At 65.9% G+C, this 25,123-nt stretch carries 22 protein-coding genes; 14 read left to right on the top strand and 8 right to left on the bottom strand.

Going from position 1 to position 25,123, the window contains the following annotated elements; genetic code table 11:
* Nucleotides 1–21 precede the first annotated feature (21 nt).
* Nucleotides 22–918 carry a LysR family transcriptional regulator gene (locus EDF58_RS13220; RefSeq protein ID WP_132266091.1) on the bottom strand — a complete coding sequence of 299 codons (897 nt, stop codon included), beginning with the start codon at nucleotides 916–918 and terminating at the stop codon, nucleotides 22–24.
* Nucleotides 919–1,100: 182 nt separating this feature from the next.
* Between EDF58_RS13220 and bdcA the strand changes: the two genes are divergently transcribed.
* Together bdcA and EDF58_RS13210 are read left to right on the top strand one after the other, a co-directional pair.
* The gene (gene bdcA, locus EDF58_RS13215; protein ID WP_132266089.1) at nucleotides 1,101–1,814 is read left to right on the top strand and encodes an SDR family oxidoreductase; all 714 of its coding nucleotides are present in this window, start codon (nucleotides 1,101–1,103) and stop codon (nucleotides 1,812–1,814) included.
* Nucleotides 1,815–2,002: 188 nt separating this feature from the next.
* Complete coding sequence (locus EDF58_RS13210) at nucleotides 2,003–2,281, top strand: hypothetical protein (RefSeq protein WP_243654233.1); 279 nt, start codon at nucleotides 2,003–2,005, stop codon at nucleotides 2,279–2,281.
* Between the two features lie 114 nt (nucleotides 2,282–2,395).
* On the opposite strand, the gene EDF58_RS25865 is transcribed toward EDF58_RS13210, so the two are convergent.
* The 3 genes from EDF58_RS25865 to EDF58_RS13200 all read right to left on the bottom strand — a co-directional run bounded on the left by EDF58_RS25865 (nucleotide 2,396) and on the right by EDF58_RS13200 (nucleotide 4,185).
* On the bottom strand, nucleotides 2,396–2,548 hold the full coding sequence (locus EDF58_RS25865; protein WP_165921400.1) for a hypothetical protein: 153 nt from the start codon (nucleotides 2,546–2,548) through the stop codon (nucleotides 2,396–2,398).
* A gap of 5 nt (nucleotides 2,549–2,553) precedes the next feature.
* Nucleotides 2,554–3,564 carry a ribosome small subunit-dependent GTPase A gene (rsgA, locus tag EDF58_RS13205; protein ID WP_132266087.1) on the bottom strand — a complete coding sequence of 337 codons (1,011 nt, stop codon included), beginning with the start codon at nucleotides 3,562–3,564 and terminating at the stop codon, nucleotides 2,554–2,556.
* A 219-nt stretch (nucleotides 3,565–3,783) separates the two neighbouring features.
* Nucleotides 3,784–4,185, bottom strand: a complete 402-nt coding sequence (locus EDF58_RS13200) for a hypothetical protein (protein ID WP_132266085.1) — start codon at nucleotides 4,183–4,185, stop codon at nucleotides 3,784–3,786.
* 260 nt (nucleotides 4,186–4,445) lie between these two features.
* Here EDF58_RS13200 and EDF58_RS13195 point away from each other — a divergent pair, with 260 nt between their 5' ends.
* From EDF58_RS13195 to EDF58_RS13185, 3 genes are all read left to right on the top strand, one after another.
* The gene (locus EDF58_RS13195; protein WP_132266083.1) at nucleotides 4,446–5,426 is read left to right on the top strand and encodes a sterol desaturase family protein; all 981 of its coding nucleotides are present in this window, start codon (nucleotides 4,446–4,448) and stop codon (nucleotides 5,424–5,426) included.
* Between the two features lie 133 nt (nucleotides 5,427–5,559).
* Nucleotides 5,560–6,165: a hypothetical protein gene (locus EDF58_RS13190; protein WP_132266082.1), complete on the top strand. Its 606-nt coding sequence runs from the start codon at nucleotides 5,560–5,562 to the stop codon at nucleotides 6,163–6,165.
* Between the two features lie 118 nt (nucleotides 6,166–6,283).
* A complete protein-coding gene (locus tag EDF58_RS13185; protein WP_347812891.1) occupies nucleotides 6,284–7,885 on the top strand; it encodes a sulfotransferase in 1,602 nt (533 codons plus the stop codon).
* Between the two features lie 114 nt (nucleotides 7,886–7,999).
* Here the strand turns inward: EDF58_RS13185 and EDF58_RS13180 are convergent, their stop codons facing one another.
* The 4 genes from EDF58_RS13180 to EDF58_RS13165 form a co-directional block, all read right to left on the bottom strand.
* The gene (locus tag EDF58_RS13180) at nucleotides 8,000–10,420 is read right to left on the bottom strand and encodes a TonB-dependent receptor (protein WP_132266080.1); all 2,421 of its coding nucleotides are present in this window, start codon (nucleotides 10,418–10,420) and stop codon (nucleotides 8,000–8,002) included.
* 206 nt (nucleotides 10,421–10,626) lie between these two features.
* Complete coding sequence (locus tag EDF58_RS13175; protein WP_132266079.1) at nucleotides 10,627–11,601, bottom strand: sterol desaturase family protein; 975 nt, start codon at nucleotides 11,599–11,601, stop codon at nucleotides 10,627–10,629.
* 275 nt (nucleotides 11,602–11,876) lie between these two features.
* Nucleotides 11,877–12,890, bottom strand: a complete 1,014-nt coding sequence (locus tag EDF58_RS13170; protein ID WP_132266077.1) for an MBL fold metallo-hydrolase — start codon at nucleotides 12,888–12,890, stop codon at nucleotides 11,877–11,879.
* A gap of 17 nt (nucleotides 12,891–12,907) precedes the next feature.
* A complete protein-coding gene (locus EDF58_RS13165) occupies nucleotides 12,908–13,996 on the bottom strand; it encodes an MBL fold metallo-hydrolase (RefSeq protein ID WP_132266075.1) in 1,089 nt (362 codons plus the stop codon).
* Between the two features lie 292 nt (nucleotides 13,997–14,288).
* On the opposite strand from EDF58_RS13165, the gene EDF58_RS13160 reads away from it, so the two are divergent.
* The 9 genes from EDF58_RS13160 to atzF all read left to right on the top strand — a co-directional run bounded on the left by EDF58_RS13160 (nucleotide 14,289) and on the right by atzF (nucleotide 25,092).
* Nucleotides 14,289–14,762, top strand: coding sequence for a CopG family ribbon-helix-helix protein (locus EDF58_RS13160; RefSeq protein WP_132266307.1), 474 nt, complete (start codon nucleotides 14,289–14,291; stop codon nucleotides 14,760–14,762).
* A gap of 195 nt (nucleotides 14,763–14,957) precedes the next feature.
* Entirely contained in the window at nucleotides 14,958–16,052 is a 1,095-nt protein-coding gene (locus EDF58_RS13155; protein WP_132266073.1) for a putative urea ABC transporter substrate-binding protein, read from the top strand.
* Between the two features lie 81 nt (nucleotides 16,053–16,133).
* Entirely contained in the window at nucleotides 16,134–16,949 is an 816-nt protein-coding gene (locus EDF58_RS13150; protein WP_132266072.1) for an ABC transporter permease, read from the top strand.
* Nucleotides 16,946–17,728, top strand: coding sequence for an ATP-binding cassette domain-containing protein (locus EDF58_RS13145; protein ID WP_132266070.1), 783 nt, complete (start codon nucleotides 16,946–16,948; stop codon nucleotides 17,726–17,728). Before EDF58_RS13150 ends, EDF58_RS13145 begins: the two co-directional genes overlap by 4 nt.
* Nucleotides 17,729–17,741: 13 nt before the next feature.
* Nucleotides 17,742–18,221 carry a CopG family ribbon-helix-helix protein gene (locus tag EDF58_RS13140; RefSeq protein ID WP_132266068.1) on the top strand — a complete coding sequence of 160 codons (480 nt, stop codon included), beginning with the start codon at nucleotides 17,742–17,744 and terminating at the stop codon, nucleotides 18,219–18,221.
* Nucleotides 18,218–19,042, top strand: a complete 825-nt coding sequence (locus EDF58_RS13135; protein ID WP_132266067.1) for an urea amidolyase associated protein UAAP1 — start codon at nucleotides 18,218–18,220, stop codon at nucleotides 19,040–19,042. Before EDF58_RS13140 ends, EDF58_RS13135 begins: the two co-directional genes overlap by 4 nt.
* A 13-nt stretch (nucleotides 19,043–19,055) precedes the next feature.
* A complete protein-coding gene (locus EDF58_RS13130; protein WP_132266065.1) occupies nucleotides 19,056–19,691 on the top strand; it encodes an urea amidolyase associated protein UAAP2 in 636 nt (211 codons plus the stop codon).
* A complete protein-coding gene (gene uca, locus EDF58_RS13125) occupies nucleotides 19,688–23,284 on the top strand; it encodes an urea carboxylase (protein WP_132266063.1) in 3,597 nt (1,198 codons plus the stop codon). Before EDF58_RS13130 ends, uca begins: the two co-directional genes overlap by 4 nt.
* Nucleotides 23,281–25,092: an allophanate hydrolase gene (gene atzF / locus EDF58_RS13120; RefSeq protein WP_132266061.1), complete on the top strand. Its 1,812-nt coding sequence runs from the start codon at nucleotides 23,281–23,283 to the stop codon at nucleotides 25,090–25,092. Before uca ends, atzF begins: the two co-directional genes overlap by 4 nt.
* The last annotated feature ends 31 nt before the right edge of the window (nucleotides 25,093–25,123 follow it).

The following is a 25,123-nucleotide window of genomic DNA, read 5'->3' as shown; positions in this document are numbered from 1 at the left end:
CGCCCGCGCAGGGCGGCGCGGTCACGATTCCCAGTAGGGTGGATCGCCGAAGCTGCGGCGCAGGCTTTCGGCCAGGGCGCGGATCTTGGGGGCGGCGCCGTGGTCGCGGGGATAGGCAAGGAACAATTCCGCGCCCTCGGCCTGAAGCCCGATGTCGATCTCTTCCAGGGTTCCGCTGCGGACGGCGTCGTGCACGAAGAAGCTGGGCAGCAGGGCGATGCCGAGGCCCGCTGCGGCGGCATCGCGCATGACCAGTCCGTTATTGACGCGGAGCCCTGCATTCGGGCGGATCACGGACCATCCCGTCTCCGTGGCGAAGCGCCAGTCGCCTGACCTGTTCGAATAGAGGATGCCGCGGTGGCGCTCCAGTTCCGCCAGCGAGGCGGGCCGGCCCTCCCGCTCGAGATATGCGGGGGAGGCGACCAGCAGGCGCCGGCTGGCGGCCAGGCGGCGGGCGATCAGGCGGCCATCGCCCACCGCACCGTGCCGCAACACGGCATCGAAGCCGTCGCTCGCCGCATCGACGAAGCCGTCATCAAGCTCCAACGACACCTCGATATCGGGATATTCGCCAAGAAATCGCGCGAGTGCGGGACCCAGATGCAGGATGCCGAAGCCGACCGGGGCGGAAAGCCGGAGCGGGCCGGACAGTCTGCCGCTGCGGGCCGCCAGTTCCGCGGCGGCTTCCTCCGCCTCGCGCAGGATTCGCCGGGCGCGGGGCAGGAAGGTCTGGCCGCTGCTGGTCAGGGAGAGTTTGCGCGTCGAACGTTGGAGGAGCGTCGCGCCCAGCGAGCGCTCCAGTTCGGCCAGCCGCTCGCTCACCACGGACTTGGCCAGGCCAAGCCGCCGCGATGCCGCGCTGATGGATCCTGCGTCGGCCGTGGTGAGGAAAGCCACGATCCCGTCGAACTTCATCATTGTTCGGAAATCCCGTCGTCCAGTTCCGGCATTTGCCGGCTAGTTCGAACGATGCCCGCAAGGCATCTACAAGTCCAGAGGGCGGGCCGAACCACCTTGCCGGGATCTTCCCGGGGAGGCGGCCCACCGGCAGGATCTGGTTCCAGAACCTGAGAGACAACCACGAGAATGGAGACAAGGTCATGAACGAATTCACTGGCAAGAACGTCCTGATCCTCGGCGGCAGCCGCGGAATCGGCGCCGCGATCGTCCGCCGGTTCACCGCCGGTGGCGGCGATGTCGCCTTCACTTACGCCGGTTCGCGCGAAGCGGCCGAGGCCCTGGCAGCGGAAACCGGCGCCGTGGCGATCCGCGCCGACAGCGCCGATCGCGGCGAAGTGATCGCTACCGTGGCCGGACGCGGCGCACTGGACGTGCTGGTCGTCAATGCCGGCACGCTGGTGCTGGGCGATCCGCTGGAACTCGATGCCGACGCGGTCGACCGCATGATCGACATCAATGTTCGCGCGCCCTATCACGCCGCCGTGGAAGCGGGACGCCGGATGAACGCCGATGGCCGCATCATCGTCATCGGATCGGTCAATGCAGACCGCATGCCTTTCGCGGGCGGGGCGGCCTATGCCCTGACCAAGGCGGCCATGCAGGGCATGGTGCGCGGCCTGGCACGCGATTTCGGCGACAGGGGCATCACCGTCAACAGCATCCAGCCCGGCCCGACCGACAGCGAAATGAACCCGGCCGAAGGACCCATGGCAGCCACCATGCATAGCTTCATGGCGATCAAGCGCCATGCCCATGCGAGCGAGATCGCCGAACTCGCGGCCTTCGTCGCCGGCCCGCACGGGGCGATGATCACCGGCTCCATGCAGACCATCGACGGCGGCTTCGGGGCTTGATCGTCAGTGGGATGAAAAGGCTTCAGCCACTTTAGCAATAGGGGCCGGGCGAGGGTATTTCCTCGTCCGGTCCGTCTGCGCGTTGCGGCTTTCCCTCATGCGCAAGACCAAATTACCCCTACTCCGATAGCCCAATTGAAACCCTTCCACGAGGCGCGCATTCTTGGTTACGTTGAGGAGACTCGGTAGTGGCAAACGAATGCATTGCGTATCGTGATTCAAAGGGGGGTCTTCACGGCTCGGCGGAAAAGGCCACGCTGGAAGACCTGGCCGGCGTTCTGGGGCGCGTGGGAGACGAAGGCGGCATGACGGCCGGCGTGGCCCGCATGATTTTCGACAAGCGGGCAGAAATCGAGCGGGTCTTTGCCGAGCACGACGCCATCATGGCTTCGGCCGACAGCCGCCGCCCGGAAGATCCGGTGGAACTCATTACCACCCCGGCAGCACAGATCCACGTCGTGAACTAGGCTGCGACTTGCGCGCTTTGCCTGGTGCTGGCGACAGCATCCAGGCGTGAGCGCGCGCTTGAAGTTCGCAGTGCCGCCGTCCGATGCCCATGCGGGCATCCTCCGGCGAAGTCTTCAGGCCTTGCGGGCCTTGTGTTCGGCCAGGAGCTTGTCCAGTTCGTCGATCCGCAGCCGCTCGGGCGAGCCCTTCGGAAGGCCTTTCAGGCGGCATTCGGCCCAAAGGCTCCTGCGTTCGGACTCCAGAGCTTTGAGATAGAGGTCAGCCACGGTGTTTATCTCCTGTCGCTGCGGCCACGCCGTTCGGGCACGCCAGCGGTGTTGTTGATGTCTTCGGCGGAGAGCTTGCGCCAGCGTTCCAACCGCTCGGGCTCCAGCGTGCCTGCGGCGAGCGCTGCCTGTATCGCGCAGCCCGGCTCCTTGTGATGCCCGCAATTGGAAAAGCGGCATTCGCTGGCGAGAATCGTGATGTCGTCGAACACTTCGGCAAGGCCGGTGGCGGCCTCGGCCAGCTTGAATTCGCGCATGCCCGGGGTGTCGAGTAGCCAGCCGCCGCCCGTCAGCCGGTGCATTTCGCGCACGGTCGTGGTGTGGCGGCCCTTGCCGTCATGCTCGCGCACGGCCTGGGTGGCGATGCTGTCGGACCCGCGCAGGCTGTTGACCAGGGTGGACTTGCCGACGCCGGAAGAGCCCATCAGCGCCACCGTCTGCCCGGGGCCGCAGCGAAGAGAGAGATGGGCAACGCTCTCAGGGTCGCGGGCGTTGACGGTTTCAATCTCGAGGTCGGCCTGAAGCCCCAGCGCGGCCTTGCGGAAATGGTCGAGCCGATCCGTCAGGTCGATCTTGGTGAGCACGAGCACGGGCGTGACGCCCACCTCGCGGGCCAGCACCAGATAGCGCTCCAGCCGCGGCACGCTGAAATCCTGGTTGCACGAAGTGACGATGAACAGCGTATCGACATTGGCGGCAATCAGCTGGACCCGGCGGTCGTTGCCGGGCGCGGGGCGCTTGAACAGGTTTTCACGGTCCAGCAGGCGCTGCGCTTCGTGCTTTTCCCGCCCGACGAGCATCCAGTCGCCCACGGCAGGGCGGTCCTCCGGTCCCCGGGAAGCAGGCAGGCGCGACGATATCAGCCCCTCGAACTCGGCGCCGACGACGGTGACGAGGCCGCGATAGACGGCCATGATCCGTACCGGCAAGGTATCGCGCCGTTCGTCATCGGAGAGCTGGTTGCTGAAGAACGGCCTCCAGCCGAGGTCTGCCAGCGAAGGGAGGGGCGCATCCATGAGCAGCGAAGGGGCTTTCCTGTCGATGTCCGCAAAGCTGCGGGCGGTGCTGAAACGCCGGGCGGCAGCCGCGCGGCGGCGTGACGCGGCGAGGTCCCATCGATCGGCGCCGGATCATCACGGCGCATACACATCAACGGGGCCGTTGGATATGCCCAGTTCGCAAAAAGCCGCAGTCCGGCGGCAAGGGGCGTGGCAGCCGCCCCGAACGCGGCGCTATCAGCTGCTGGCCTCGGCACCGCGATGATAGCCGTAGCCCGGTTCGGCGCCCCGAATGTCGAAAGTGAACCATGCGCTTTCGCCGTAATCGTACAGCTGGACGAAATGGTCGGTGACCTGGGCGGAATAGGCGTGGTCGGCGCCGCGGTCGTGGCCGCGGACCTTGGCACCGTCGATCTCCATGGAAACGAAGGCTTCTGCGCCGGTGTCATAGATCTCGGGAAGGGTGCCGCCGAACTTCACCGCGCGGTCGCCATCGAAGCCCTGCAACTGGGTGCCCCGGCTCTCTGCGGCGATCTGCAGATCGCGCTTGGCCGAATGATCGAACACTCCGGCGACTTTCTTGCCGGCGACAAAGGCGTAAGCTGCTGCGGCGATCATCGCGCGGGTTTCTGGAAGCATGCCCTTATGTGCCACTCCAGGGGCAGGGAAATCAAGCCTTCTCGGCGAATCGCGCCAGCGTCTGCATTGGGAGCGGGGAGGCTGCCAAGGCGCGGCGCGCAGAGCATGGCTTTCCTGCAGGAATGTGGCAGTCGATCCAAAACCCGCAGGTCCCGGCACGATTAGCGACGATATGCTGTAGACGCGAGCACGACTCCGTATTACTATGATTTCAATTAGTATTACTAAGACGGGTGGAAGAATAATACGAGGGCAGGCGCATGGACGGAGTTCGCGTAGGTAAAAGGCTGATAGGCACTCAGGCACCGGTCACGGTGGGCTGGGAAAACATTCCCCGGGTCGAGGGCGGTCCGGTCAAGCAGTTCGTTTTCACCTGGTTCCAGCCCACAGTGCTCTTCGCGCTGATCCTGTTCTGGTACTATGCTCCCAATTCCATCGCCAAGGCATCGACCGCGATCGGCATCGGCATCGGCTTCAAGGTGCTGCTGCTGGCGATGGAATGGAAATTCCCCCGCCACGAAAGCTGGAACCTCACCTGGAAGGAACTGGTGACCGACCTTTTCTACGTCGGATTAGGCTATACCGCGCTCCGCATGGTCGATGGCTACATCGGCGATGGCGCGATGATCGAGGGCATCCAGCACTTCTTCCACTCGGACAAGTTCACCTGGTTCCTCGGCATGCCGCTGCTGCTGCAGGCTTTCCTGATCGCCTTCATCTTCGACTTCGGGCAATACTGGATGCATCGCGGGATGCACAACTGGTACCCCTTGTGGCTGTCGCACTCGGTGCACCACTATATAACCCAGCTGAACATCAACAAGGGCGCCGTGGGCAACCCGACCGAGCTGTTCCTGATCGGCCTGGGTATCGGCGGTTTCTTCGATTTCCTGCCGCGCGCCGCGCTGCTGGCCGGGGCTTTCGGCATGGCGATCGGGACGTACCAGCATATCAACGTGCGCTTCAACAGCCCGCGCTGGTGGCGCTTCCTGTTCAACACCACCGAGCATCACAGCCTGCACCATTCGCAGGACTTCGAGGCCAGCCGCAGCAATTATTCCAATACCTTCATCTTCATCGACCGCATCTTCGGCACTTGCGTCGATGGCGAGGCGGAGTTGCTCGGCATGGAAGGCGGCCGCCGCATGTCGATCCGCGAGCAGATGACCTATCCCTTCACCGAGGGCTGGAAAACGCTGAAGGAGCGCGTCGCCCGTCCCGAGGCGGTACCGGCCGAGTGAGCGCCCGAGTGAGCGCCTGCCTGTACCGTCGGCCTCTTCGCTCCGCCATGCCTTGCCCGAAGCGGTCGTTCGCGGCCCGGCTTCAGCCCTGCCGCGCGAAGCGGCAGGGCGGGGCTCTCCACAAGGAGATCACATGAACCTGCGTTTCATCGACTGGATCTGGCATGTCCGGGGAAGCCTGGCTCTCGCGCCCGACCAGTCCGGCGACGATGCCTTTGACAGGCTTCGTCCGCTTTTCCGCCAGACCGGCACCAGCCACGAGCGCAACAGCGACCGGCTGGTCTTCCAGAAGAAGGACCAGGCCGCCCAGGACAAGATGTCCGTGTTCGACGGCGGCGTGCTGCGGATCGAGAAGGGGCTGGCCGGATCGGTGCTCCATTACCACCTGACCAGCCGTGCCCTGCTGTTCTGCTTTCTGGCGCCTCTGCTTTTCCTGGCGTTTGCCCAGCTGACCGTCGTTCTGGGCAAGTTCGAAAAGCCCGCCGCGGAGACCGAAAGCAAGAGCGCGAAATCGGCCAGGGATGACGCGGCGCTGCCGATGAACTTCATCGACAAGGCGCTGGGCGCCCCCGCTCCCGAAAAGAAGGATCCGAAGAAGCCCAAGGAAAAGGACAAGAAGCACTCGCCCACGCCCGGTTATGTCTTCGCCGGCATCTTCGCGTCGCTATATGTCGTGGGGCGCATTCTGGAGGACAGGCTCGTCCGATCCCTGTTCAAAAAGAAGTTGCTGGGATCGTAGCCGGTCGCAAGGCCCGGGCATCGGCCGCGCCGGATGAGATGGACTTGTGCGGGCGCATATGGTTTCTCTCCCTCATGGTTCTGCAAAGCATGACGATAGCGATGGGTGATTTCCTGTCTTGCTGACGGCCGTTTCGCCCGCGATGCTTGAGCGACAGGCGCGTGCCGCGCTCGCGCAGGGCGATCTGTCGCAGGCTGCCGCAGCGGCGCAGCAACTGGTCGCGGCCGATCCGCTTCGGGCCGAGGGTTACTTCCTGCTGGGCTTGGCGGCGGCGGAAGCCGGCCATGTGGCCAAGGCCATTCCCCTGATCGAGGCCGCTGCCGCGCGGGGCGGGCAGGCAGAGCATCTGGCGCAGCTCGCCAGATTGCTCGTTCTCGTCCGGCGCGAGGGAGAGGCGGGCGCGGCAGCGCGTGGCGCCATGGCGGCGGGGCCGGGCGATCCGCTCACCTTCGATACCATCGGCTGCGTCCTGGCGCGGCTTGGCGACCATGCGGGATCGCTGGCGCCTTTCAGCGCGGCGGTGGATGGCGAGCCCGAAAACCTCGACTACCGTTACAACCTGGCTGCTGCCTGCGGCTTTACCGGCAAGGTCGAAGCGGCGCGGGACCACTACGAGGCGATCCTGGCGCGCGATCCGGGGCATGGCCGCGCGCATTATGCCCTGGCGATCCTGTCGCGGCAGTCGGTGCAGAGCCACCATGTCCCGCGGCTGGAGGCGGCGCTGGCCTCGGTCCCGCGGCCGGAAGATGCGCTGCGCATCCGTTACGCGCTGTCCCGCGAACTGGAGGACCTCGGCGAGAGTGCCGCCTCGCTGGCGCACTTGTCTGCGGCCAATGCCGCGCAGAAACGCGCGCTCCGCTACGACTTCGCGCAGGACGCAGCCATCTTCGACGCGATCGAGGCTCAGTTCGGGGGAAAGCCCGCCGAACTGGCGCGCGGCGCGGGGGATGGCAGCGAAGCGCCGATATTCGTGGTGGGCATGCCGCGCACCGGCACGACGCTGGTGGATCGCATCCTGTCTTCTCATCCGGCCGTGGAGGCTGCGGGCGAACTTCAGGCCATGCCGCTGGCGGTCAAGCAACTGGCGCTGCCACATCTGCCCGGCGCGCCTTCGCGGCAGGTCATCGACCCCGAGACCGTCGCGGCCAGCGGCCGGATCGAACCCGCAGCGCTTGGCGCGGCCTATCTGGCGCGCGCCAAAGTTCACCGCACCGGTGAGAAGCCGCGCTTCACGGACAAGCTGCCCGCGAATTTCCTCTACATCGGCCATATCCTGCGAGCCCTGCCGGAAGCGAGAGTGGTCTGCCTGCGCCGTCATCCGCTGGACACGGTGTGGAGCAACTTCAAGAACCTCTTCGCCAGCCAGTCGGCCTACTACGCCTATTCCTACGATCTCATGGATACGGCGCGCTACTATGCGCGGTTCGACCGGCTGCTTGCGCTGTGGGAGGAAATCTGGCCCGGCCGCGTGCTGCAACTGTCCTACGAAGCGCTGGTCACGGACCAGGAAGGGGAAACGCGCAGGCTGCTGGAGCATTGCGGCCTGGATTGGGACGCGGCGTGCCTGTCCTTTCACGAGAACCGCTCGGCCGTCGCCACCCCCAGCGCGGCGCAGGTCCGCCGGCCGATGAACCGGGACGGGATGGGCAAGTGGCGCGCCTACGAGGCGGCGCTGGCCCCCGCGCGCGACTGGCTGCGCACCCAGGGCATCGAGGTCTAGCCTCCCGAAAAGGACAAGCGCCGCCGCCTCGGAAGGCGGCGGCGCCTGCGATGATCGGCGCAGGGGGAATGGGGCACCGCGCGGTACCCCATTCCCCCTGCTATCCGACGTTTCTCAGTACTTGATCCGTGCTTCCACGCCGACCGTGCGCGGGTTGACCACGGTCTGGCGATAGTAGCGCACGGCGACACCGTCGTTGACGCCGATGCGCGAACGGTCCTGACCCACAGAGACGACTGCGTACTTGTCGAAGATATTGTTCGCGAAGAGGCTGACGGTGTACTTGTCCGTCTCGTAGGACAAGGTCGCGCGGTGCAGGACGTAGCTGGGGATCTTGTCCCCGTAGCCGCGGTCCCAGCCGATGCGCGAGACGACGTTGCCACGGTAGGTCGCCGTCCAGTTGGCGCTGATGCTGCCTTCGCCCATCGGGACGGTGTAAGTCGCACCCAGGCTGCCGGCGTTCTTGGCCGAGCCGGGAAGCCGGTCGCCCGAAAGCGCGTCGAGCTGCGTGAATTTCGGCCGCCCGTCGTAGTCGTTCGGTGTCGTGCGGATGGTGATGATCCCCGGCACGTCCTCGGTCAGCTTCGCATCGGTGTAGGAATAGCTGCCCTGGATCGCCAGCTGCGGTACCGGCTTGAACTGGAACGAGGTTTCGAAGCCCTGCGACTTGGCCGAACCGCCATTGACGGTGATTCCGGTCACGCCGTAATACGTGGCGGAGTCGACCTGGATGCCGTCCCACTTGATGTGGAAGACATCGAAGTTGAAGGACAGTTTACGGTCGAACAGTTGCATGCGCACGCCGATTTCCGCATTGCGCGTCTTGTCGGGTCCGTACTGGACTTCGTTCGGCAGGGCGCAGGCGTTCTGCTGGTTGGCCGGAACCGGATCGGGGCATGGCGCCACGCGGTTCGGGCCGCCGATGCGATAGCCCTTGCTGTACGTGCCGTAGACCATGAAGTCAGGCGTGAAGTTGTACGAGGTGTTGAGCTTCCACACCCAGCCGTCCTTCTTGGCCTTGCCGCCGGCGGGATCGACATCGTAGGGGCTGAGCGGGTCGCCCAGCAGAGGCAGCACCAGCGCGCCCTGCACGTCGGAACTGTACTTGAAGTAGCGAGCGCCGCCGGTGATCTGCCATTCCGGCGTGATCTTGAAGGTGCCTTCGCCGAAGACCGCCTTTTCGGTCACCTTCGACTTGGTGTAGCTGACATATTCGAGATCGTCGGGATTACCGGTGACGCCGTAGAAGTCGGACAGGCCAGGCGTGTGCTCAGCATAGTCGTTATGGTACTTCTGCTGGTTGTAGAAGCCGCCCAGAACCCAGTTGAACGGGCCGCCATGGCGCGAGACCAGTCGAATCTCCTGGTTGAACTGCTTGCGGCGGCCGTCGCTTTCGTTCCAGCTGGAGAAAGCGGGGAACAGTTCGTAGTCGTAGTCGAGATCCAGCAGCAGGTCGGTATTGTCGGTCTGGCTGCGGGTGCGCACGTTGGTATAGGCGGTGGTGGAGACGAGATCGACGATATCGGCGATGTTCGCGTTGATTTCCATGCTGGCAAGGTGGGCGCGGCGGTTGACCGGCTCCTCGTAGCGGGCGGCGTTCTGATACTTGCCGGTGCCCAGCACGCCGTTGCTGTTGGACTGGGCGCCGTCCGTACGGGTGCGCTGGAAGGCGTAAGTGAAGATCGCCTTGAGGTCTTCGGTGGTCTGGATCAGCAACTGGTTGCGGGTGGTGAAGGTCCGCTCGAAGTTCAGGTCCTTGCTGCGGCGCAGATTGGCGGCGAACTCTTCACGGGTGACACCGTCCGTGCCGCCGGGCTGGGGTAGGGAAACGCCGGGCGTCTGCAGCAGCAGCGGATAGTCGATGAAGCCCGGATCGTAGTAGTATCCGGTGGCCGAACGGAAGGCGACATGGTCGCGCACCAGCGGAATGTTGATCATCCCGTCCAGCTGGTAGCCGAAGTTGTCGGAGTGGCTTTTCGTGGTGAGGCGGCCGTGAACCTCGCCTTCGAATTCCTCCACGTTCGGGCGGTTGGGAATATAGCGAATGGCGCCGGCCAGCGTGCCAAGGCCGTAGAGCGTGCCTTGCGGGCCGAGCAGGGTTTCCACGCGCGCGATGTCGAGCAGCTTGAAATCGTAGAAGAGCGGCACTTCGCCCAGGTAGATGCCGAGGGAATCGTCGTAGTTGGCACCGTTGGAATCGACATCCGAGGCGTTGAGGCCGCGCAGGACGATGGAGCCGGTCGAGCCCGGGCCGGTATCCGAGATCGTCAGGCCGGGGGTGAAGTCCGCCAGGTCGCGCACGTCGTCGATCCGCTGGCGCGAGAGTTCTTCGGCGCCGATTGCGGAGATGTTGATCGGCGTATCCATGATCGTCGTGGCGCGGCGCGTTCCGGTGACGACGATGGCGTCACCTTCCTGGATGGCCGCGGCGGGTGCGTCCTGGGCGTCCTGTGCCATGGCCTGCGTGGCACCGGCGGCGCCCGTGAAGAATGTTGCGGTCAGCAGCGCTGCCCTCAATTTCGCGCGATGTGTCATGTGCTTCCCTGTCCTTGGCTGAGGTTCCCCGGGCTCCGGCCTGCCTGCGCCGAAGGTCTCGGGTACCGCTTTTATTGGCATGACGGGCCGGCCATCTTCGTGGATGTCGCGCCTGCGCGTCTCTGGTTCCCGACATCGCCTTTCGGCGGGTCGAGGGTCTTCGTTTCAGTGCGGCGTTTCACTGCGGCCGGTTCGATCCCGGAGGATCAGCCGGTCGCCCGCACCGAATTGCCGCGCTTCGCTTCCGCTCGGCGCGCCTGGGCACGGTCGAGCAGGGGGCGGAAGGGGAAAACGAACTGTTCCCGGATCGACAGGCGACGGAGGTCGTCCTGTCCGACGACGCTGGCCTCGCCCTCGCGGTAAGTGCCGAACAGGCGGTCCAGCAGGATCAGCGAATTGGCGTAGTTGCAGCGCGTGCTCTCGTAATCGGTCGAGTGATGCAGGCTGTGGTGCCGGATCGTCGTGAAGAAGAGCGAATAGAACTTCGGCGGATCCGCGCGCACATTGGCATGGGCGAACGTGGAGACCGCGCCCAGGATGTTCAGCCCGCAGAACACGGCGGCGGCCGACAGGTCGAACAGGGCCAGCACGCTCAGGCCGATCAGGAACAGTTCGATGGGGTTGCCGACGTAGCCCTTCGCGGCGTTGAGCTGGGTGATATGGTGATGCGGTGCATGGGTCAGCCAGAAAGGCGTGAAATTGTGCATCAGGCGGTGCATCCAGTACTGCCCGAACTCGATCACCACGATCACCAGGGCAACCTGCACCAGGAAGGGCAAATGCGCGGCCCATTCGGTGGTGATGCCCAGCGACTGCTTCAGCGCCTTCAGCGGATCTTCCGCCAGATGGGTCGAAACCCAGGAAATGGCAGTCGCGCCCAGCACCACGTAGAACAGGTCGGTAAAGAACTCGCGCCGGTTCATGCGCCAGCCGGCGTGGCGCTCCTTCACCCATTCCAGCCCCAGCACGCTGAGCGTGATCAGGGAGGAGGTGACGATCAGCGTCCACGAGTTTTCGATCACCGCCTTGGGCGCGAAGGCCCAGAACGCCGCGATCACCACGAGATAGGCCGGCGGCACCAGGTTGAACAACCACTGCTTCGTGGTGTCTGCGGTCCGGTCGGCGTCGGCCGATCGCTCGTTGTCCGAGAGAACCGTGCAGGAGATTGGCAGTTGTTCCATCGAAAACCCCCCATCCAGGCCAGTGGACCAGCCTGCTGTTACAGATTCTCTCTCCCGGATTTTCATCGCTCTGCCTGGCGACTTGATACACGGTATGGATATTACGTTTCTCGTCAAGCGTATTAATGTCGGTTTGACTTGTTTTGGTACAGTCGGCCTGGAAACGCAGGATTAATGCCGTTTTTCGGCGGCGAGGTAACACTGGCGCATATCGCCGCAATCGTCGGAGCGGTGCTTCCGCTGCGAAATCGGGATGTCGATTCGCCGCGGAAGGTTCAATCGTAGCGATAGGGATTGCGGTCGATGGTGGTCGTCCCGCGCGTCTGGTTGCAGAGGAACACGGTGCCGGTAAAATAAATCCCGGGCTCGGTGATCTTCTGGGCATGGGCATAGGCTTCGCGCAATTGCTGCACGGTCATCTCCACGGGGGCCTCGTCCGGCTGGTAGGTCAGGCCATAGGGATAGTCCTGCCCGTCCTTGCTGATCTCGACATGGCATCCCATGACGTGCGCGACCGGATGGGTGTCGCAGAAATCGATCAGCCGTTTCATGCTGTCGAACCAGGGCTGCCAGAAGCTGATGTAGCATCGGCCGCGATAGAACATGTCGCCGGTATAGAGGATCTGCGTGTAGCTGTCGTAATACGTGAACTCGGACACGACATGGCCGGGCGAGCCCCAGATCAGGATCTCGCGGCCGCCGAGGTCCAGGGTCACGCGCTCCTCGGGAAACCGGGTCATGCCCCAGAAGCCGACCATTTCCTCGTGCGTAAGGCCCATGTACCGGGTGTTCGGCCGGTCCGCGAACTGGTTGGTCGCGGCGTAGTGGTCGGCGTGGAGGTGGCTGAACGCGACGAGCAGTTCCAGCGAGGCGGGATCGCGTCCGTTGCGGCGGCACCAGTCGTCGATGCACTGGTCCACCACGCCGCGCAGGTCCCAGTCGTTGCGAAGCTGCACGAAGCCTTCGTCGAGCAGGAGCACACGGTCGTTGCCGAAGTAGAGCGGAGCGAACGGCGCCTCGTAGCTGTAGGCCTTGTTCTGCCGCAGGATGGCCGCATGCGGATTGTACCAATGGACCTGAACGGGCGGGTCGGTATTGTCCATGCAGGACGGCGAACCGCAGATCCAGCGCTTGGGGAAACTGCCGGCGGCAGGAAGGTCGCTCGTGAAATCGATGGGCGCCGGCCGCGCGGCGGCGGCCGCCGTGTCGGAGAGGGCGGCCAGGGACAGCCCCGTCAGCGGGACGGCGGCGACAGCGGCATTGCGCGAAAGGAAAGTGCGGCGATCCATGGAGAGGGTCCTTGGCGTCAGAAGGGGCGCGGCGGGTTGATGTCGGGCACGCCCTCGGGCCAGACCTTGGTCTTCTGGTCGGGGCTGACGCCGTTGAACAGGACGAAGTCCGGCCGGATCAGCATCATGTCCTTGCCCTGGATCTCGCGCGCGTGGGCGAGCGCCTCGTCGATCAGGTCCGGGGTCATTTCCAGCACCCGCTCATAGGGTTTGTAGGTCGCGAAGCGGGGATAGTATTTGCCCGGCACGAACATCATCTCGACGTGGCCGCCCAGCAGCCACTTGACCGGCTGTTGCCGCACGAAGTCCCGCAGCCGCTCCAGCGAGGCGACGAAATCGCGGTCGTTGCCGATGTTGATCTTGCCGGGGAACAGCAGGTCGCCGGTGAACAGGAAATCGCAGTAAGGGTCGTGGAAACTGACCCCGTCCCGGTGCGTGCCCGGCGTCGGGATGACGCCGATGACGCGGCCGCCCAGATCGATCCGGCCCGATCCGGAAGGCCAGCTTGCGTCGAGACCGTAGAAGCGCTTCATGAGGGCAAGCGGCTTGGGCACGATCGTCGTGTCCGGCCGCCCGGCGAACTGGACCAGTCCCTGGTTCTGTGCGGCATCCTCTCCCGAGGTGAGCGCTACCGTCAGGGGCACGGACTTGCGTCCGCGGGCCTGGCACCAGCGAGCAAGGATGGCATCCACCGTCTCGCGCAAGGGATAGGCCTGCGCGTTCGCGGTGGCGCCGGTATCGATCAGCAGCGCGCCGGCATTGCCGAACAGGAGGTAAGTGAACGGCGCTTCCCAATGGACGCAGACGTTCTGTCGCAGCACGAACGTGTCCTCGTTGTACTGCACCACCTGCACGCGCGGATCGCGGTTCCGGGCCGCGACGTTGGAGCCGTAAGTCCAGCGAAATGCCAGATTGCCCGGTGCCGGACCGTCGCAGGCGTAGTCATGGACCACGGCCGTCTTGCGGTGAAGCGGCACTGCGCTGTCGGTATGGCGCGCACCGGGCGGGTTGTAGCCCAGCGCCGGGTTGCCGTTGGGATAGGTCCGCGCGGTGGCGGACTGCGGATTGCCCGACAAAGCGGAATTATAGGCTGGATTTTGCGCCACGGAGTTCCCCGATATGTCCGCACGAAGTCCGTCACGTTATCGATATTACCAAACTCTGCAACGGTAATATTTACCGACTATCCCCGTAACACGACCGGGTTTCGGGCGCGGACCCTCTGGGCATGAAGCGCGGCACGCTCTTGACACCCGTCCCCCAACCGGCCCAGCGTCGATCGCAAAGGATCGTCCCGCCCTCCGGTTTTCGGGACGAAGCCGCAGATGCAAGGATTATGACGATGGCCCAAGGGGATGCAGCGTGAAGACCGACGCCGCCAGTCTGGCCCGGCTCAGCATGAGCCTTCCCGCCGACCTGTTCCGCCAGCTCGATGCGATGGTCGAGGAACGCGGACTGCCCTCTCGCTCGCAGCTCATTGCCGAGCTGATCCGTCACGCCCTGGCCGAACATGAAGCGCTGACCCGGCCGGAAGAGATGCTGGCGGGCACGATCACCCTGGTCTACCGGGGCGACAAGGGCCGGGTGCGGCATCAACTGGCGCAGAGCCAGGCGGAGTACCTGAAGGAGGTCATCTCCTCGCAGCATGTGTTCCTGGAGGATGACCAGTCGCTCGAAGTGTTGCTGGTGCAAGGTCCCGCCGCGCGGCTGAAGGATCTCTGCGATGCCCTGCGCGCCATTCGCGGCGTGCATCAGCTCCAGCTCGTCACCACGACGGCGCTGCTTCCGCCGCTGCATGAGCAGGACGAGCTGGCGGGGACGGCGGACCGCGCCGCACGCAAGCGGCAATCCGAGGACGAAGTGGCGGCCTGATCTCTCGGGGCGGGAGGGGGGCGCTGATCGCGCGTTCCCGCGCACATGCTCCTGAGGCCGCATCAACCGCTCCCTGTGCCGCGCCGTCACGCGCGGCAGCTGGCGCAAGTATTACAAAACACGCGCAGCGTAATAATTTTCGATGGACAACCTTTCGAATCGCAGCAATGTTGCACTGCGAAAGGGGACCGACTCATGATCGTACCGATCCGTCGCATTGCCAAGGCCACGTTGATGGCGGGCGTGCTTCTCACTGCAGCCTGCTCGCAAGGCCCGAGCGAGGCGCCCAAGCGCACCGAGTTCAATATCGGATGGTCGATTTACGCGGGGTGGATGCCCTGGCCCTATGCCCAGCAGGCGGGCATCGTGAAGAAGTGGGCGGACAAGTACGGCATCAAGATCAACGTCGTGCAAGTGAACGACTACGTTGAATCGGTGAACCAGTACACGGCCGGAAAGCTGGACGGCGTGACCGTCGCTAACATGGACGCGCTGACGATCCCGGCCGCTGGCGGCAAGGACACCAGCGCGATCATCGTCGGTGACTATTCCAACGGCAACGACGGCGTGCTGATGAAAGGCATTTCGAATGCCGGAGGGGGCGATCTGAAGGCGATCAAGGGCCAGACGGTCAATCTGGTCGAGCTTTCGGTTTCGCACTACCTCCTGGCGCGCGGCCTGAATTCGGTGGGCTTGGCGCTGAAGGACGTGAAGACGGTCAATACCGGCGATGCCGATATCGTCGGTGCTTTCGCCAGCCCCGACGTCAAGGTCGCGGTCGCCTGGAATCCTCAGCTCAACGCCATGAAGGCGCAGCCGGGTGCGAAGCTGGTGTTCAGCTCCGCCGACATTCCCGGAGAGATCCTCGACCTGCTCTGCGTGGATACGGCCACGCTCAAGGCCAATCCCAACCTGGGCAAGGCGCTGGCCGGCATCTGGTACGAGACGACGGCGCTGATGATCCGCCAGGATGCCGAAGGCAAGGCCGCCCGCGCGGCCATGGCGAAGCTGGCAGGGGCCACCCCGGAATCCTTCGACTCCCAGCTCGGCACCACGCATCTCTACGCCGATCCCAAGTCCGCCGTGGCCGCAACGGATGCTCCGGCGCTGATCACGACGATGACGCGGGTGCGGGACTTCAGCTTCTCCAAGGGGCTGTTCAAGGGATCGAACTCAGCCGACGCCGTCGGCATGTCCTTCCCGGGCGGCAAGACGCTGGGCGACGCGCAGCACGTCACGCTGCGTTTCGACGACAGCTTCATGAAGATGGCGGCCGACGGAAAGCTCTAGTTCGGCAGGCGGGATTCGATTGCGGCAGTTTCGCAGTCGACCCGCCACGACGCCAACATCTCGCAAAGTGAGACAACGACAATGCGCTGGGTGAATCGTCACGTCGGGCGAGGGGGGCGGCTGTTCCTGGGAGCCACGCCGATCCTGCTGCTCGTGCTGGTCTATATCGTCATGGCCGCCAGCCGGCATGCGGTAAACCCGGCCGACAAGATCCTGCCGCTGCCGGGGGCCATGGCCGAAAGCATGTCGGCGCTGCTGTTCCAGCCCGACCAGCTCACCGGACAACTGGTGTTCTGGGCGGATACCCTCGCCAGCCTGCAGCGTCTGGGCATCGGCCTTGGCATCTCGACGCTGATGGCGCTGATGGTGGGTCTGGCGCTGGGGGTGCTGCCGCCGGTACGCGCTACCTTCGGGCCGCTGGTGACCGGCATCGCCGTCATTCCGCCGATCGCTTTGCTGCCGATCCTGTTCATCGCGCTGGGGCTGGGCGAGACGGCCAAAGTCGCGCTGATCGTGGTGGGCATCGCCCCGGTCATGATCCGCGACATCACGGCCCATGTCGCCGCTCTGCCGACCGAGCAGATCATCAAGGCGCAGACCCTGGGCGCGAGCAGTTGGCAGGTGATGATCCGCGTGGCGTTGCCACAGGCGATGCCGCGGCTGCTCCAGGCGATGCGCCTGGCGCTCGGGCCGGCCTGGGTCTTCCTGATTTCCGCCGAGGCGATCGCCTCGGACGTCGGCCTCGGCTACCGCATTTTCCTCGTTCGCCGCTATCTCTCGATGGATGTGATCCTGCCTTACGTCGCCTGGATCGCCCTGCTGGCGATCCTGATCGACGTGGCCCTCACGTTCCTCAGCCGGCGACTGTTCCCCTGGGCCCATGGAGCAAGCCATTGAGCACTCTGCTGCGCTTCTGCGATGTCTGGGTCGAATACGGCGACCGCATCATCATCGAGAAACTCAACCTCGACATCGAGGAAGGTTCCTTCGTTTCCATCGTCGGCCCCTCGGGGGCGGGCAAGAGCAGCTTCCTGCGGCTGATCCTGGGACAGGAAGGGCCGAGCCAGGGCAAGATCCTGATGGACGGAACGCCGCTCACGCCCGAATGCGGCCCTGACCGCGGCGTGGTGTTCCAGCGCTATTCGGTGTTCCCGCACCTGACGGCGCTGCGCAACACGACCCTGGGCCTGGAGTGCGAGAAGGCGCCGCTGCTCGGACGCCTGTTCGGCAGTGCCCGGCGCGCGGCGGAGGAGGAAGCGACGGCGATGCTGACCGCCGTGGGCCTGGGGCATAGCCTTGACCTCTATCCGGCGCACCTTTCGGGCGGCATGCAGCAGCGTCTGGCGATCGCGCAGGCCTTGGTGAAAAGGCCGCGCATCCTGCTCCTGGACGAGCCCTTCGGTGCGCTCGATCCCGGCATCCGTGCGGACATGCATGCGCTGATCCTGCGCCTGTGGCGGGAATATTCGCTGACCATCGTGATGGTGACGCACGACATCCGCGAGGCCTTCACGCTGGGAACCCGCGTTCTGGCGCTCGACAAGCGTCGTCACGATCCCCACGCGCCCCACCGTTTCGGCGCCACAGTGGTCTACGACCTGCCGATGCGCGAGCGTGCCGAGCCGGCACCCGAACAGCTCGAAAATATTACTATTGACGTAATTGGTAATAATTGAAAAGAGAGTGGGCATGGGCTCCGAATCCGCAAGCCTGGCGCGGCTCAGCATGAGCCTCCCGGCAGATCTCTTCAGACAGCTGGACATGATGGTGGCCGAACGCGCGCTGCCGTCGCGCTCCCAGCTCATCGCCGAGCTGATCCGCCACGCGCTTGCGGAGCACGGCTCGCTCATGCGCCCGGACGAGATGCTCGCGGGCACAATTACCCTGGTCTATCGGGGCGAGCGGGGCCGGGTGCGGCACCTGCTTTCCCAGACGCAGGCCAGTTACCTGAAGGAAGTGATCTCTTCCCAGCACGTCGTTCTGGAAGACGATCAGTCGCTTGAAGTTCTTCTCGTGCAGGGACCGGCCGTTCGGCTGAAGGAACTGTGCGACGCCATTCGCCGGGTGCGCGGGGTGCAGCAGCTTGAGCTGGTCACCACCACCGCCCTCCTGCCGCCGCTCTACGACCAGCACGGCAATGCATTCAGACAGACCGGAGCGCATTCATGACCCAGACCCTGGCCGATCCGCTCGCCGCGCGGGACCATGCCCGCGCCATGGCAGGGACGATCGTGGAGAGCATGCCCGTGCTCCCTCCCGTTGCCGAAGACTTGCCCGAGGGCGTGGACGGCGCTGACCTCGTGTGGGAGGAAACCATCGCGGCAGGCGGCTATGCCACGCGCCGGCTCTCGCGCGGATCGCGCCTGCGGCTGATCGACCTTGCCGGCGACGCCTGCGCCTCGCTGCTGGTGTTCAATGCGGAAATGCCGACCGAGCGCCTGAACGTCGCCGATACCGTCAAGGTTCAGTGGAATGCCTATCTCGGCGCGGGCAAGCTGCTGCTGTCCGACATGGGGCGCGTGCTCATGAGCATCCTTGAAGACGAGGCCGGTACCCACGACACCTTCTGCGGCACCTCGAACGCGGCCACCAATGCGGCGAAGTACGGCGATGGCCGCAACAGCGGCGACTATCCCAACGGCCGTGACCGCTTCCTGCTCGGCGCTGCCAAGCATGGTCTCGGCCGCCGCGACGTGCATCCCTGCGTCACCTTGTTCAAGGGCGCGCGGATCGAGGCGGACGGCGGGATCACGCCCGATGTCGGCCCCTTCGCGCCAGATCGCAGCCTGGTCCTGCGCGCCGAGATGGACGTGATCGTGGTGATCGCCAACGTGCCTCACGTCCTCGATCCGCGGACAAGCTGGAGCGTCACGCCGCTGCGCGCCTCGGCATGGCGCGGCGCGGTGACGGGCGAGGACGATCCGCTGCGCACCGCCAGCCCCGAAGGCCTGCGCGCCTTCCGGAATGTCGAAGACTATTTCCGTCGTTGAAAGGACAGGTTGCATGACCGCCGACCCCCATCTCGCCGGCCTTTCGGGCGCCGTGATCCACGACGTGACCGTCCCCGCCCGCGCGCCCTGGCTGCACCATGTCCAGGCCGGGCAGACGCTGCGCATCGTCGACCTTGAAGGCAACCAGGCCGTCGACTTCCTGCTCTATGCCGCCGCCGACGATGCCGAGCGCTACAGCGCGCAGGATACCGTGGCCGCGCAGGGCAACCTGTTCCTGCGGCAGGGCACCCGGCTGCTGTCCAACGAAGGCAATGCGCTGATGACGATTGCCGCCACCTCGGTCGAATACCACGATACCATCGGCGGCGCCTGCTCGTGCGAATCCAACACGCTGCGCTACGGCCACCACACCAAGGCCGAGCATGCCTGCGTCGAGAATTTCCTGGAAGCCAACCTCACCGAAGGCCGGGGCAAGCGGGACATCGTCTCCAACATCAATTTCTTCATGAACGTACCTGTCGAGCCGGACGGGTCGCTGGGCATCGTCGACGGAATTTCCGCGCCGGGCCTGACCGTTGACCTGCGCGCGGAAATGGACGTGATCGTGGTCGTGTCCAACTGCCCGCAGGTCAACAACCCCTGCAATGGCTTCAATCCTACGCCCGTTCGCATGATCGTCGCCGCATGAGCTTCGACACGGTCCTGATCGCCAACCGGGGCGCGATCGCCACCCGCATCATCCGCACCCTGCGCGGCATGGGCCTTCGCTCTGTCGCCGTCTACTCGGAAGCGGACGAGGGTTCCAGCCACGTCACCATGGCGGACGAGGCCGTCTGCATCGGCGGGGCCAAGCCCTCGGATAGCTACCTGAACATCCCGGCGATCCTCGACGCCGCCCGGCGGACCGGGGCAGGGGCGATCCATCCGGGCTACGGCTTCCTGGCGGAGAACGTGGAATTCGCCGAGGCCTGCGCGGCGGCGGGGATCATGTTCATCGGCCCGACCACGCAGAACATCCGCACTTTCGGCCTTAAGCACAGCGCCCGCGCGCTGGCGGCAGCACACGAAGTGCCGCTGGCACCGGGCACCGGCCTGCTGACGGGCGAGGAAGAGGCCGTGGAGGCCGCTGCGCAGATCGGCTACCCGGTCATGCTCAAGGCCACGGCCGGGGGCGGGGGCATCGGCATGCGCGTCTGCGAGGACGAAGCGGCCCTGCGCGAAGCCTTCGACGCGGTCGCGCGGCAGGGCCTCAGCAACTTCGGCGATGCCAGCGTCTTCCTGGAACGCTACATCCGCCGCGCGCGCCACATCGAGGTCCAGCTCTTCGGGGACGGGCAGGGGCGCGTCATGGCACTGGGCGAACGCGACTGCTCGTTGCAGCGCCGCAACCAGAAAGTGGTCGAGGAAGCCCCGGCACCGCTGCTGCCCCAGCATGTTCGCGCCGAACTGATCGCCTCGGCCATCCGCCTGGGCGAAGCCGCGGCCTATCGCTCGGCCGGTACCGTGGAATATCTCTACGACGCCGACCGGGAGCAGTTCTTCTTCCTGGAGATGAACACCCGCCTCCAGGTGGAGCACGGCGTGACCGAGGCGGTCATGGGCATCGACCTGGTCGAGTGGATGGTGCGCGGCGCTGGCGGCGACTATGCCTTCCTCGACGCCGGCACACCGGTGCCGCAGGGCCATGCGGTGCAGATGCGGCTCTATGCCGAGGATCCCTCGCTGGACTATCGGCCCACTTCGGGCACGCTGACGTGTCTTGAGTTTCCCGACGACATCCGCACCGAGACCTGGTGCACGGCCGGAAGCACGGTCAGCGCCTGGTACGACCCGATGCTGGCCAAGCTGATCGTTCACGCGCCAAGCCGCGCCGAGGCGGTGGAAGCCGCGCAGCGGGCGCTGGACGGCAGCCGCGCCGACGGCATGGAAACCAACTTGCGCTGGCTGCGCGAAGTGGTGCGCTCTGCGCCCTTCGTCAGCGGCGAAGTCTCGACCCGTGTGCTCGACACGATCGCCTACCAGCCGCGCGCGTTCCGCGTGGTCAGCGGCGGCACCGCGACCACGGTGCAGGACTGGCCGGGTCGGCAGAAGTTCTGGGCCGTGGGCGTCCCCCCATCGGGGCCGATGGACGACCAGTCCTTCCGCCTCGGCAACCGGCTGCTCGGCAATCCCGAAGGCACTGCCGGGCTGGAAGCCACGGTCACCGGGCCGACCCTATCCTTCGTCGCACCGGCCCGCATCTGCCTGACCGGCGCGGACTTCGGCGCCACGCTGGACGGCAAGCCGGTGGCGCGCGGCGTGCCGGTCGATGTGGCCGCAGGCCAGACGCTGGCGCTCGGCCGCGCCTCCACGGCGGGCCTGCGCGGATATATCCTCTTCGCCGGGGGTCTGGACATCGCGCCCTATCTGGGCAGCCGCAGCACCTTCGAGCTTGGCCAGTTCGGCGGCCATGCCGCGCGCCGCCTGCTGGCGGGAGACACGCTGCACCTGGGCAGCGACGATGTCGGCGCCGCGCTCCCTTCGGTGCGGCTGCCCGAGATCGGCAGCGAATGGACGCTGCGCGTGCTCTACGGCCCGCACGGCGCGCCGGATTTCTTCACGGGTGAGGACGTCGAAACCTTCCTCGCCGCCGAGTGGAAAGTCCACTACAACTCCAACCGCACCGGCGTGCGCCTGATCGGTCCGAAACCCCGCTGGGCGCGCACCGACGGCGGGGAGGCGGGGCTTCATCCCTCCAACATCCACGACAATCCCTACGCGATCGGCGCGGTGGACTTCACCGGCGACATGCCGATCATCCTCGGTCCTGACGGTCCCTCGCTCGGCGGGTTCGTCTGCCCCTTCGTGGTGATCGCGGCCGACCGCTGGAAGATCGGCCAGCTCGCGCCGGGCGACAAGCTGCGCTTCGCCCCCGTCACCATCGACGATGCGGCGGCGGCGGATGCGATGCAGCGCGACCTCGTGGCGACGGGCGCCGTGCCCGCCGCTTCCCCGGTGCGGCCGGTGGAGACGCTTTCCCCCATCCTCGGCGAGATTCCCGAGGGTCCGGGCCGTCCGCGCACCGTCTATCGCCAGCAGGGCGATCGCAACATCCTGGTCGAATACGGCCCGATCGTGCTCGACATCGAACTGCGCATCCGCGTCCATGCTCTGATGACGGAACTGGAGCGCCTGGCGCTTCCCGGCATCATCGACATCGTGCCGGGCATCCGCTCGCTCCAGCTCCATTTCGACGGTGCCGCGATGGACCAGCGCGCGGCACTCGCCACGCTGATCGCGGCGGAAGAGCGGCTGGGCGACCTGGAGGACTTCACGATCCCCTCGCGCGTCGTCCACCTGCCGCTGAGCTGGCGCGATCCGGCGACGATCGAGACCATCGAGAAGTACATGGCCACCGTGCGCGACGATGCGCCCTGGTGCCCGGACAACATCGAGTTCATCCGCCGCATCAACGGCATGCCCGACCAGGCCTCGGTGGAGAACCTGATCTTCGAGGCCAACTACCTCGTCATGGGGCTGGGGGACGTCTATCTGGGCGCACCCGTCGCCACGCCGGTCGATCCGCGGCACCGACTGGTCACCACCAAGTACAATCCCGCCCGGACCTGGACGCCGCCCAACGTGGTGGGCATCGGCGGCGCTTACATGTGCATCTACGGCATGGAGGGGCCGGGCGGCTACCAGCTGTTCGGACGCACCACCCAGGTCTGGAACACCTACCGCCAGACCGATGCCTTCACCGAGGGCAAGCCCTGGCTGCTGCGCTTCTTCGACCAGATCCGCTTCTATCCCGTCAGCGCCGAGGAACTGGCCGAATGGCGCCGCGAGTTTCCTGCCGGGCGCCGGTCGATCACGATCGAGCCTTCCGAATTCCGGCTGGCCGACTACCGCGCCTTCCTGGCGGACAATGCGGAAGGGATCGCCGAATTTGAGGCCCGCAGGCAGGCTGCCTTCGACGATGAGCGCGAGGACTGGCAGCGCCGGGGTGAATTCGACCAGGCAGAGGCGGCCGCCGAAGTGGAAGTCCCGGTGGAAGCCGCGATCGTCCCGCCCGACGGCGCGGACCTCGTGGAGGCGCCTTACGGCGGCAGCGTCACCCGGCTGCTCGTGGCAGCGGGTGACAGAGTTGAGGCAGGCGACAGGATCGCCGTGATCGAGGCGATGAAAATGGAATGTCCGGTCGAAAGCCCCGGCGCGGGAACGGTGGCGGCACTCTACATGCGCGAAGGGCAGTCGCTTCAGCCCGGCGCGCCGATGCTGGCCCTGAGGCGCAGCGCATGAGCGGGCCCGCCATCACCGCCCTGACCGCAACCGCAACCGCAACCGCAGCTGGCCGTCTCGGCGTGCAGGACATCGCCGCCGCCGTCCGGGGCGGGGCGACCTCGGCGCTCGCCGTGGCGCAGGATGCCTTGGCGCGCATCGAGGCTTACGACGCGGTGCAGCCGCAGATCTGGATCAGCCGGGCCAGCCGTGAGGATGTCCTGGCTGCCGCCAGCGCCGTGGACGCCCGCGTCGCAGCCGGGGAAGACCTGCCGCTGGCGGGCGTCCCCTTCGCGGTGAAGGACAATATCGACGTGTCCGGGCTGGAAACGACGGCAGCCTGTCCCGCTTTCGCCTACGAGCCCGAGAGCGATGCCGATGTGGTCGCGCGTCTGCTGGCGGCCGGGGCGATCTGCGTGGGCAAGACCAACCTCGACCAGTTCGCCACCGGCCTCAACGGAACGCGCAGCCCTTACGGCATTCCGCGCAATGCCTCGAACCTGGCCTATGTCAGCGGCGGATCGAGTTCCGGTTCCTCGATCGCGGTGGCGGCGGGACTGGTCGCCTTCGCGCTCGGCACCGATACGGCCGGGTCCGGCCGCGTGCCGGCCGCCTTCAACCACCTGATCGGCTTCAAGCCCACCAAGGGCCGCTGGAGCACGCGCGGGCTGGTACCCGCCTGCCGTTCCATCGACTGCATCACCGTCTTCACTGACAGCACGGCCGATGCGCGGCTGGTGGACAGGGTCGTGGCAGGCTTCGACCCGGCTGATCCTTACTCCAAGCCACTGGCCGACCGCCCGCTCGCCCTGCGCCGCATCGGCGTTCCGCGGCGCGAGCAGCGCGTGTGGTTCGGCGACGGCGAATCCGAGTACCTCTACGACCAGGCCCTGACCCACCTCGCCGCGCTGGGCGAAATCGTCGAGATCGACCTCGCGCCCTTGCTGGAGGCAGCGCAACTCCTTTACGGCGGCCCCTGGGTTGCCGAGCGTACGGCGGCCATGGCCGGGATCCTGGCCTCCAACCCGCTCGCCGTGGACCCGACCGTCCGCGCGGTGGTGGAGCCGGGTGCGGCTATCGCCGCTACCGAGCTGTGGAACGGGATCTACCGCATGGCCGATCTCAAGCGCCATGCCGATCTCCTGTGGAACGAGCTGGACATGCTGGCCTTCCCCACCACCGGCACCACGTACCGCGTGGCCGAGATGCTGGCGGCGCCGGTGGCGCTCAACAGCAACCTCGGGCTCTACACCAATTTCGTGAACCTGCTGGACATGGCCGCACTGGCCGTGCCCGCCGGGATCCGCGCCAATGCCACCGGCTTCGGGATCACCCTGATCGGCCCTGCCGACAGCGACCGTGCCCTGTTCGATGCTGCCGATGCCTATCTTTCGGCCGCCGCGCTTCCGTCAACGCCACCACTCGATCTGGAGGGAAAGATGCAGACCGTTAAGCTCGCCGTCGTCGGCGCCCATCTCAAGGACATGCCGCTGCACTGGCAGCTCACCTCCCGCGATGCCGAATTCGTGGGGGCTTTCGAGACCGCGCCCAACTACCGGCTCTACGCCATGGCGGACAGCGTGCCGCCCAAGCCCGCGCTCGTCCACAGCGCGGATGGCGCACCGATCAAGGTGGAAGTCTATGAACTGGGTGTCGCCGAGTTCGGGAGCTTCGTCGTCGACGTCCCGGCGCCGCTGGCCATCGGCACGGTTACCCTGGCCGACGGCAGCAGCGTCAAGGGCTTCGTGGCCGAGTCCCGCGCCCTGGACGGCGCCGAGGACATCACCAGCCTGGGCGGCTGGCGCGCCTTCGTGGCACGCGCTGCCTGAGCGGGCGGCTCGACACAAGCCGGTACGAGCA

It is taken from the genome of Novosphingobium sp. PhB57 (genome assembly GCF_004342985.1).
Classification (GTDB): domain Bacteria; phylum Pseudomonadota; class Alphaproteobacteria; order Sphingomonadales; family Sphingomonadaceae; genus Novosphingobium.
The sequence above is the reverse complement of the archived record's forward strand: the minus strand, read 5'-3'. Positions and strand labels throughout refer to the sequence as shown.

What these genes read in the sequence shown, in the direction of transcription:
- EDF58_RS13160 (WP_132266307.1), top strand. Translation starts at nt 14,289, where the DNA reads ATGAGCCTTCCCGCCGACCTGTTCCGCCAGCTCGATGCGATGGTCGAG.
- EDF58_RS13155 (WP_132266073.1), top strand. Translation starts at nt 14,958, where the DNA reads ATGATCGTACCGATCCGTCGCATTGCCAAGGCCACGTTGATGGCGGGC.
- EDF58_RS13200 (WP_132266085.1), bottom strand. Translation starts at nt 4,185, where the DNA reads ATGCTTCCAGAAACCCGCGCGATGATCGCCGCAGCAGCTTACGCCTTT.
- EDF58_RS13190 (WP_132266082.1), top strand. Translation starts at nt 5,560, where the DNA reads ATGAACCTGCGTTTCATCGACTGGATCTGGCATGTCCGGGGAAGCCTG.
- EDF58_RS13170 (WP_132266077.1), bottom strand. Translation starts at nt 12,890, where the DNA reads ATGGATCGCCGCACTTTCCTTTCGCGCAATGCCGCTGTCGCCGCCGTC.
- atzF (WP_132266061.1), top strand. Translation starts at nt 23,281, where the DNA reads ATGAGCGGGCCCGCCATCACCGCCCTGACCGCAACCGCAACCGCAACC.
- EDF58_RS13135 (WP_132266067.1), top strand. Translation starts at nt 18,218, where the DNA reads ATGACCCAGACCCTGGCCGATCCGCTCGCCGCGCGGGACCATGCCCGC.
- EDF58_RS13130 (WP_132266065.1), top strand. Translation starts at nt 19,056, where the DNA reads ATGACCGCCGACCCCCATCTCGCCGGCCTTTCGGGCGCCGTGATCCAC.
- EDF58_RS13140 (WP_132266068.1), top strand. Translation starts at nt 17,742, where the DNA reads ATGGGCTCCGAATCCGCAAGCCTGGCGCGGCTCAGCATGAGCCTCCCG.
- EDF58_RS13195 (WP_132266083.1), top strand. Translation starts at nt 4,446, where the DNA reads ATGGACGGAGTTCGCGTAGGTAAAAGGCTGATAGGCACTCAGGCACCG.
- rsgA (WP_132266087.1), bottom strand. Translation starts at nt 3,564, where the DNA reads ATGGATGCGCCCCTCCCTTCGCTGGCAGACCTCGGCTGGAGGCCGTTC.
- uca (WP_132266063.1), top strand. Translation starts at nt 19,688, where the DNA reads ATGAGCTTCGACACGGTCCTGATCGCCAACCGGGGCGCGATCGCCACC.
- bdcA (WP_132266089.1), top strand. Translation starts at nt 1,101, where the DNA reads ATGAACGAATTCACTGGCAAGAACGTCCTGATCCTCGGCGGCAGCCGC.
- EDF58_RS13180 (WP_132266080.1), bottom strand. Translation starts at nt 10,420, where the DNA reads ATGACACATCGCGCGAAATTGAGGGCAGCGCTGCTGACCGCAACATTC.
- EDF58_RS13175 (WP_132266079.1), bottom strand. Translation starts at nt 11,601, where the DNA reads ATGGAACAACTGCCAATCTCCTGCACGGTTCTCTCGGACAACGAGCGA.
- EDF58_RS13150 (WP_132266072.1), top strand. Translation starts at nt 16,134, where the DNA reads ATGCGCTGGGTGAATCGTCACGTCGGGCGAGGGGGGCGGCTGTTCCTG.
- EDF58_RS13220 (WP_132266091.1), bottom strand. Translation starts at nt 918, where the DNA reads ATGATGAAGTTCGACGGGATCGTGGCTTTCCTCACCACGGCCGACGCA.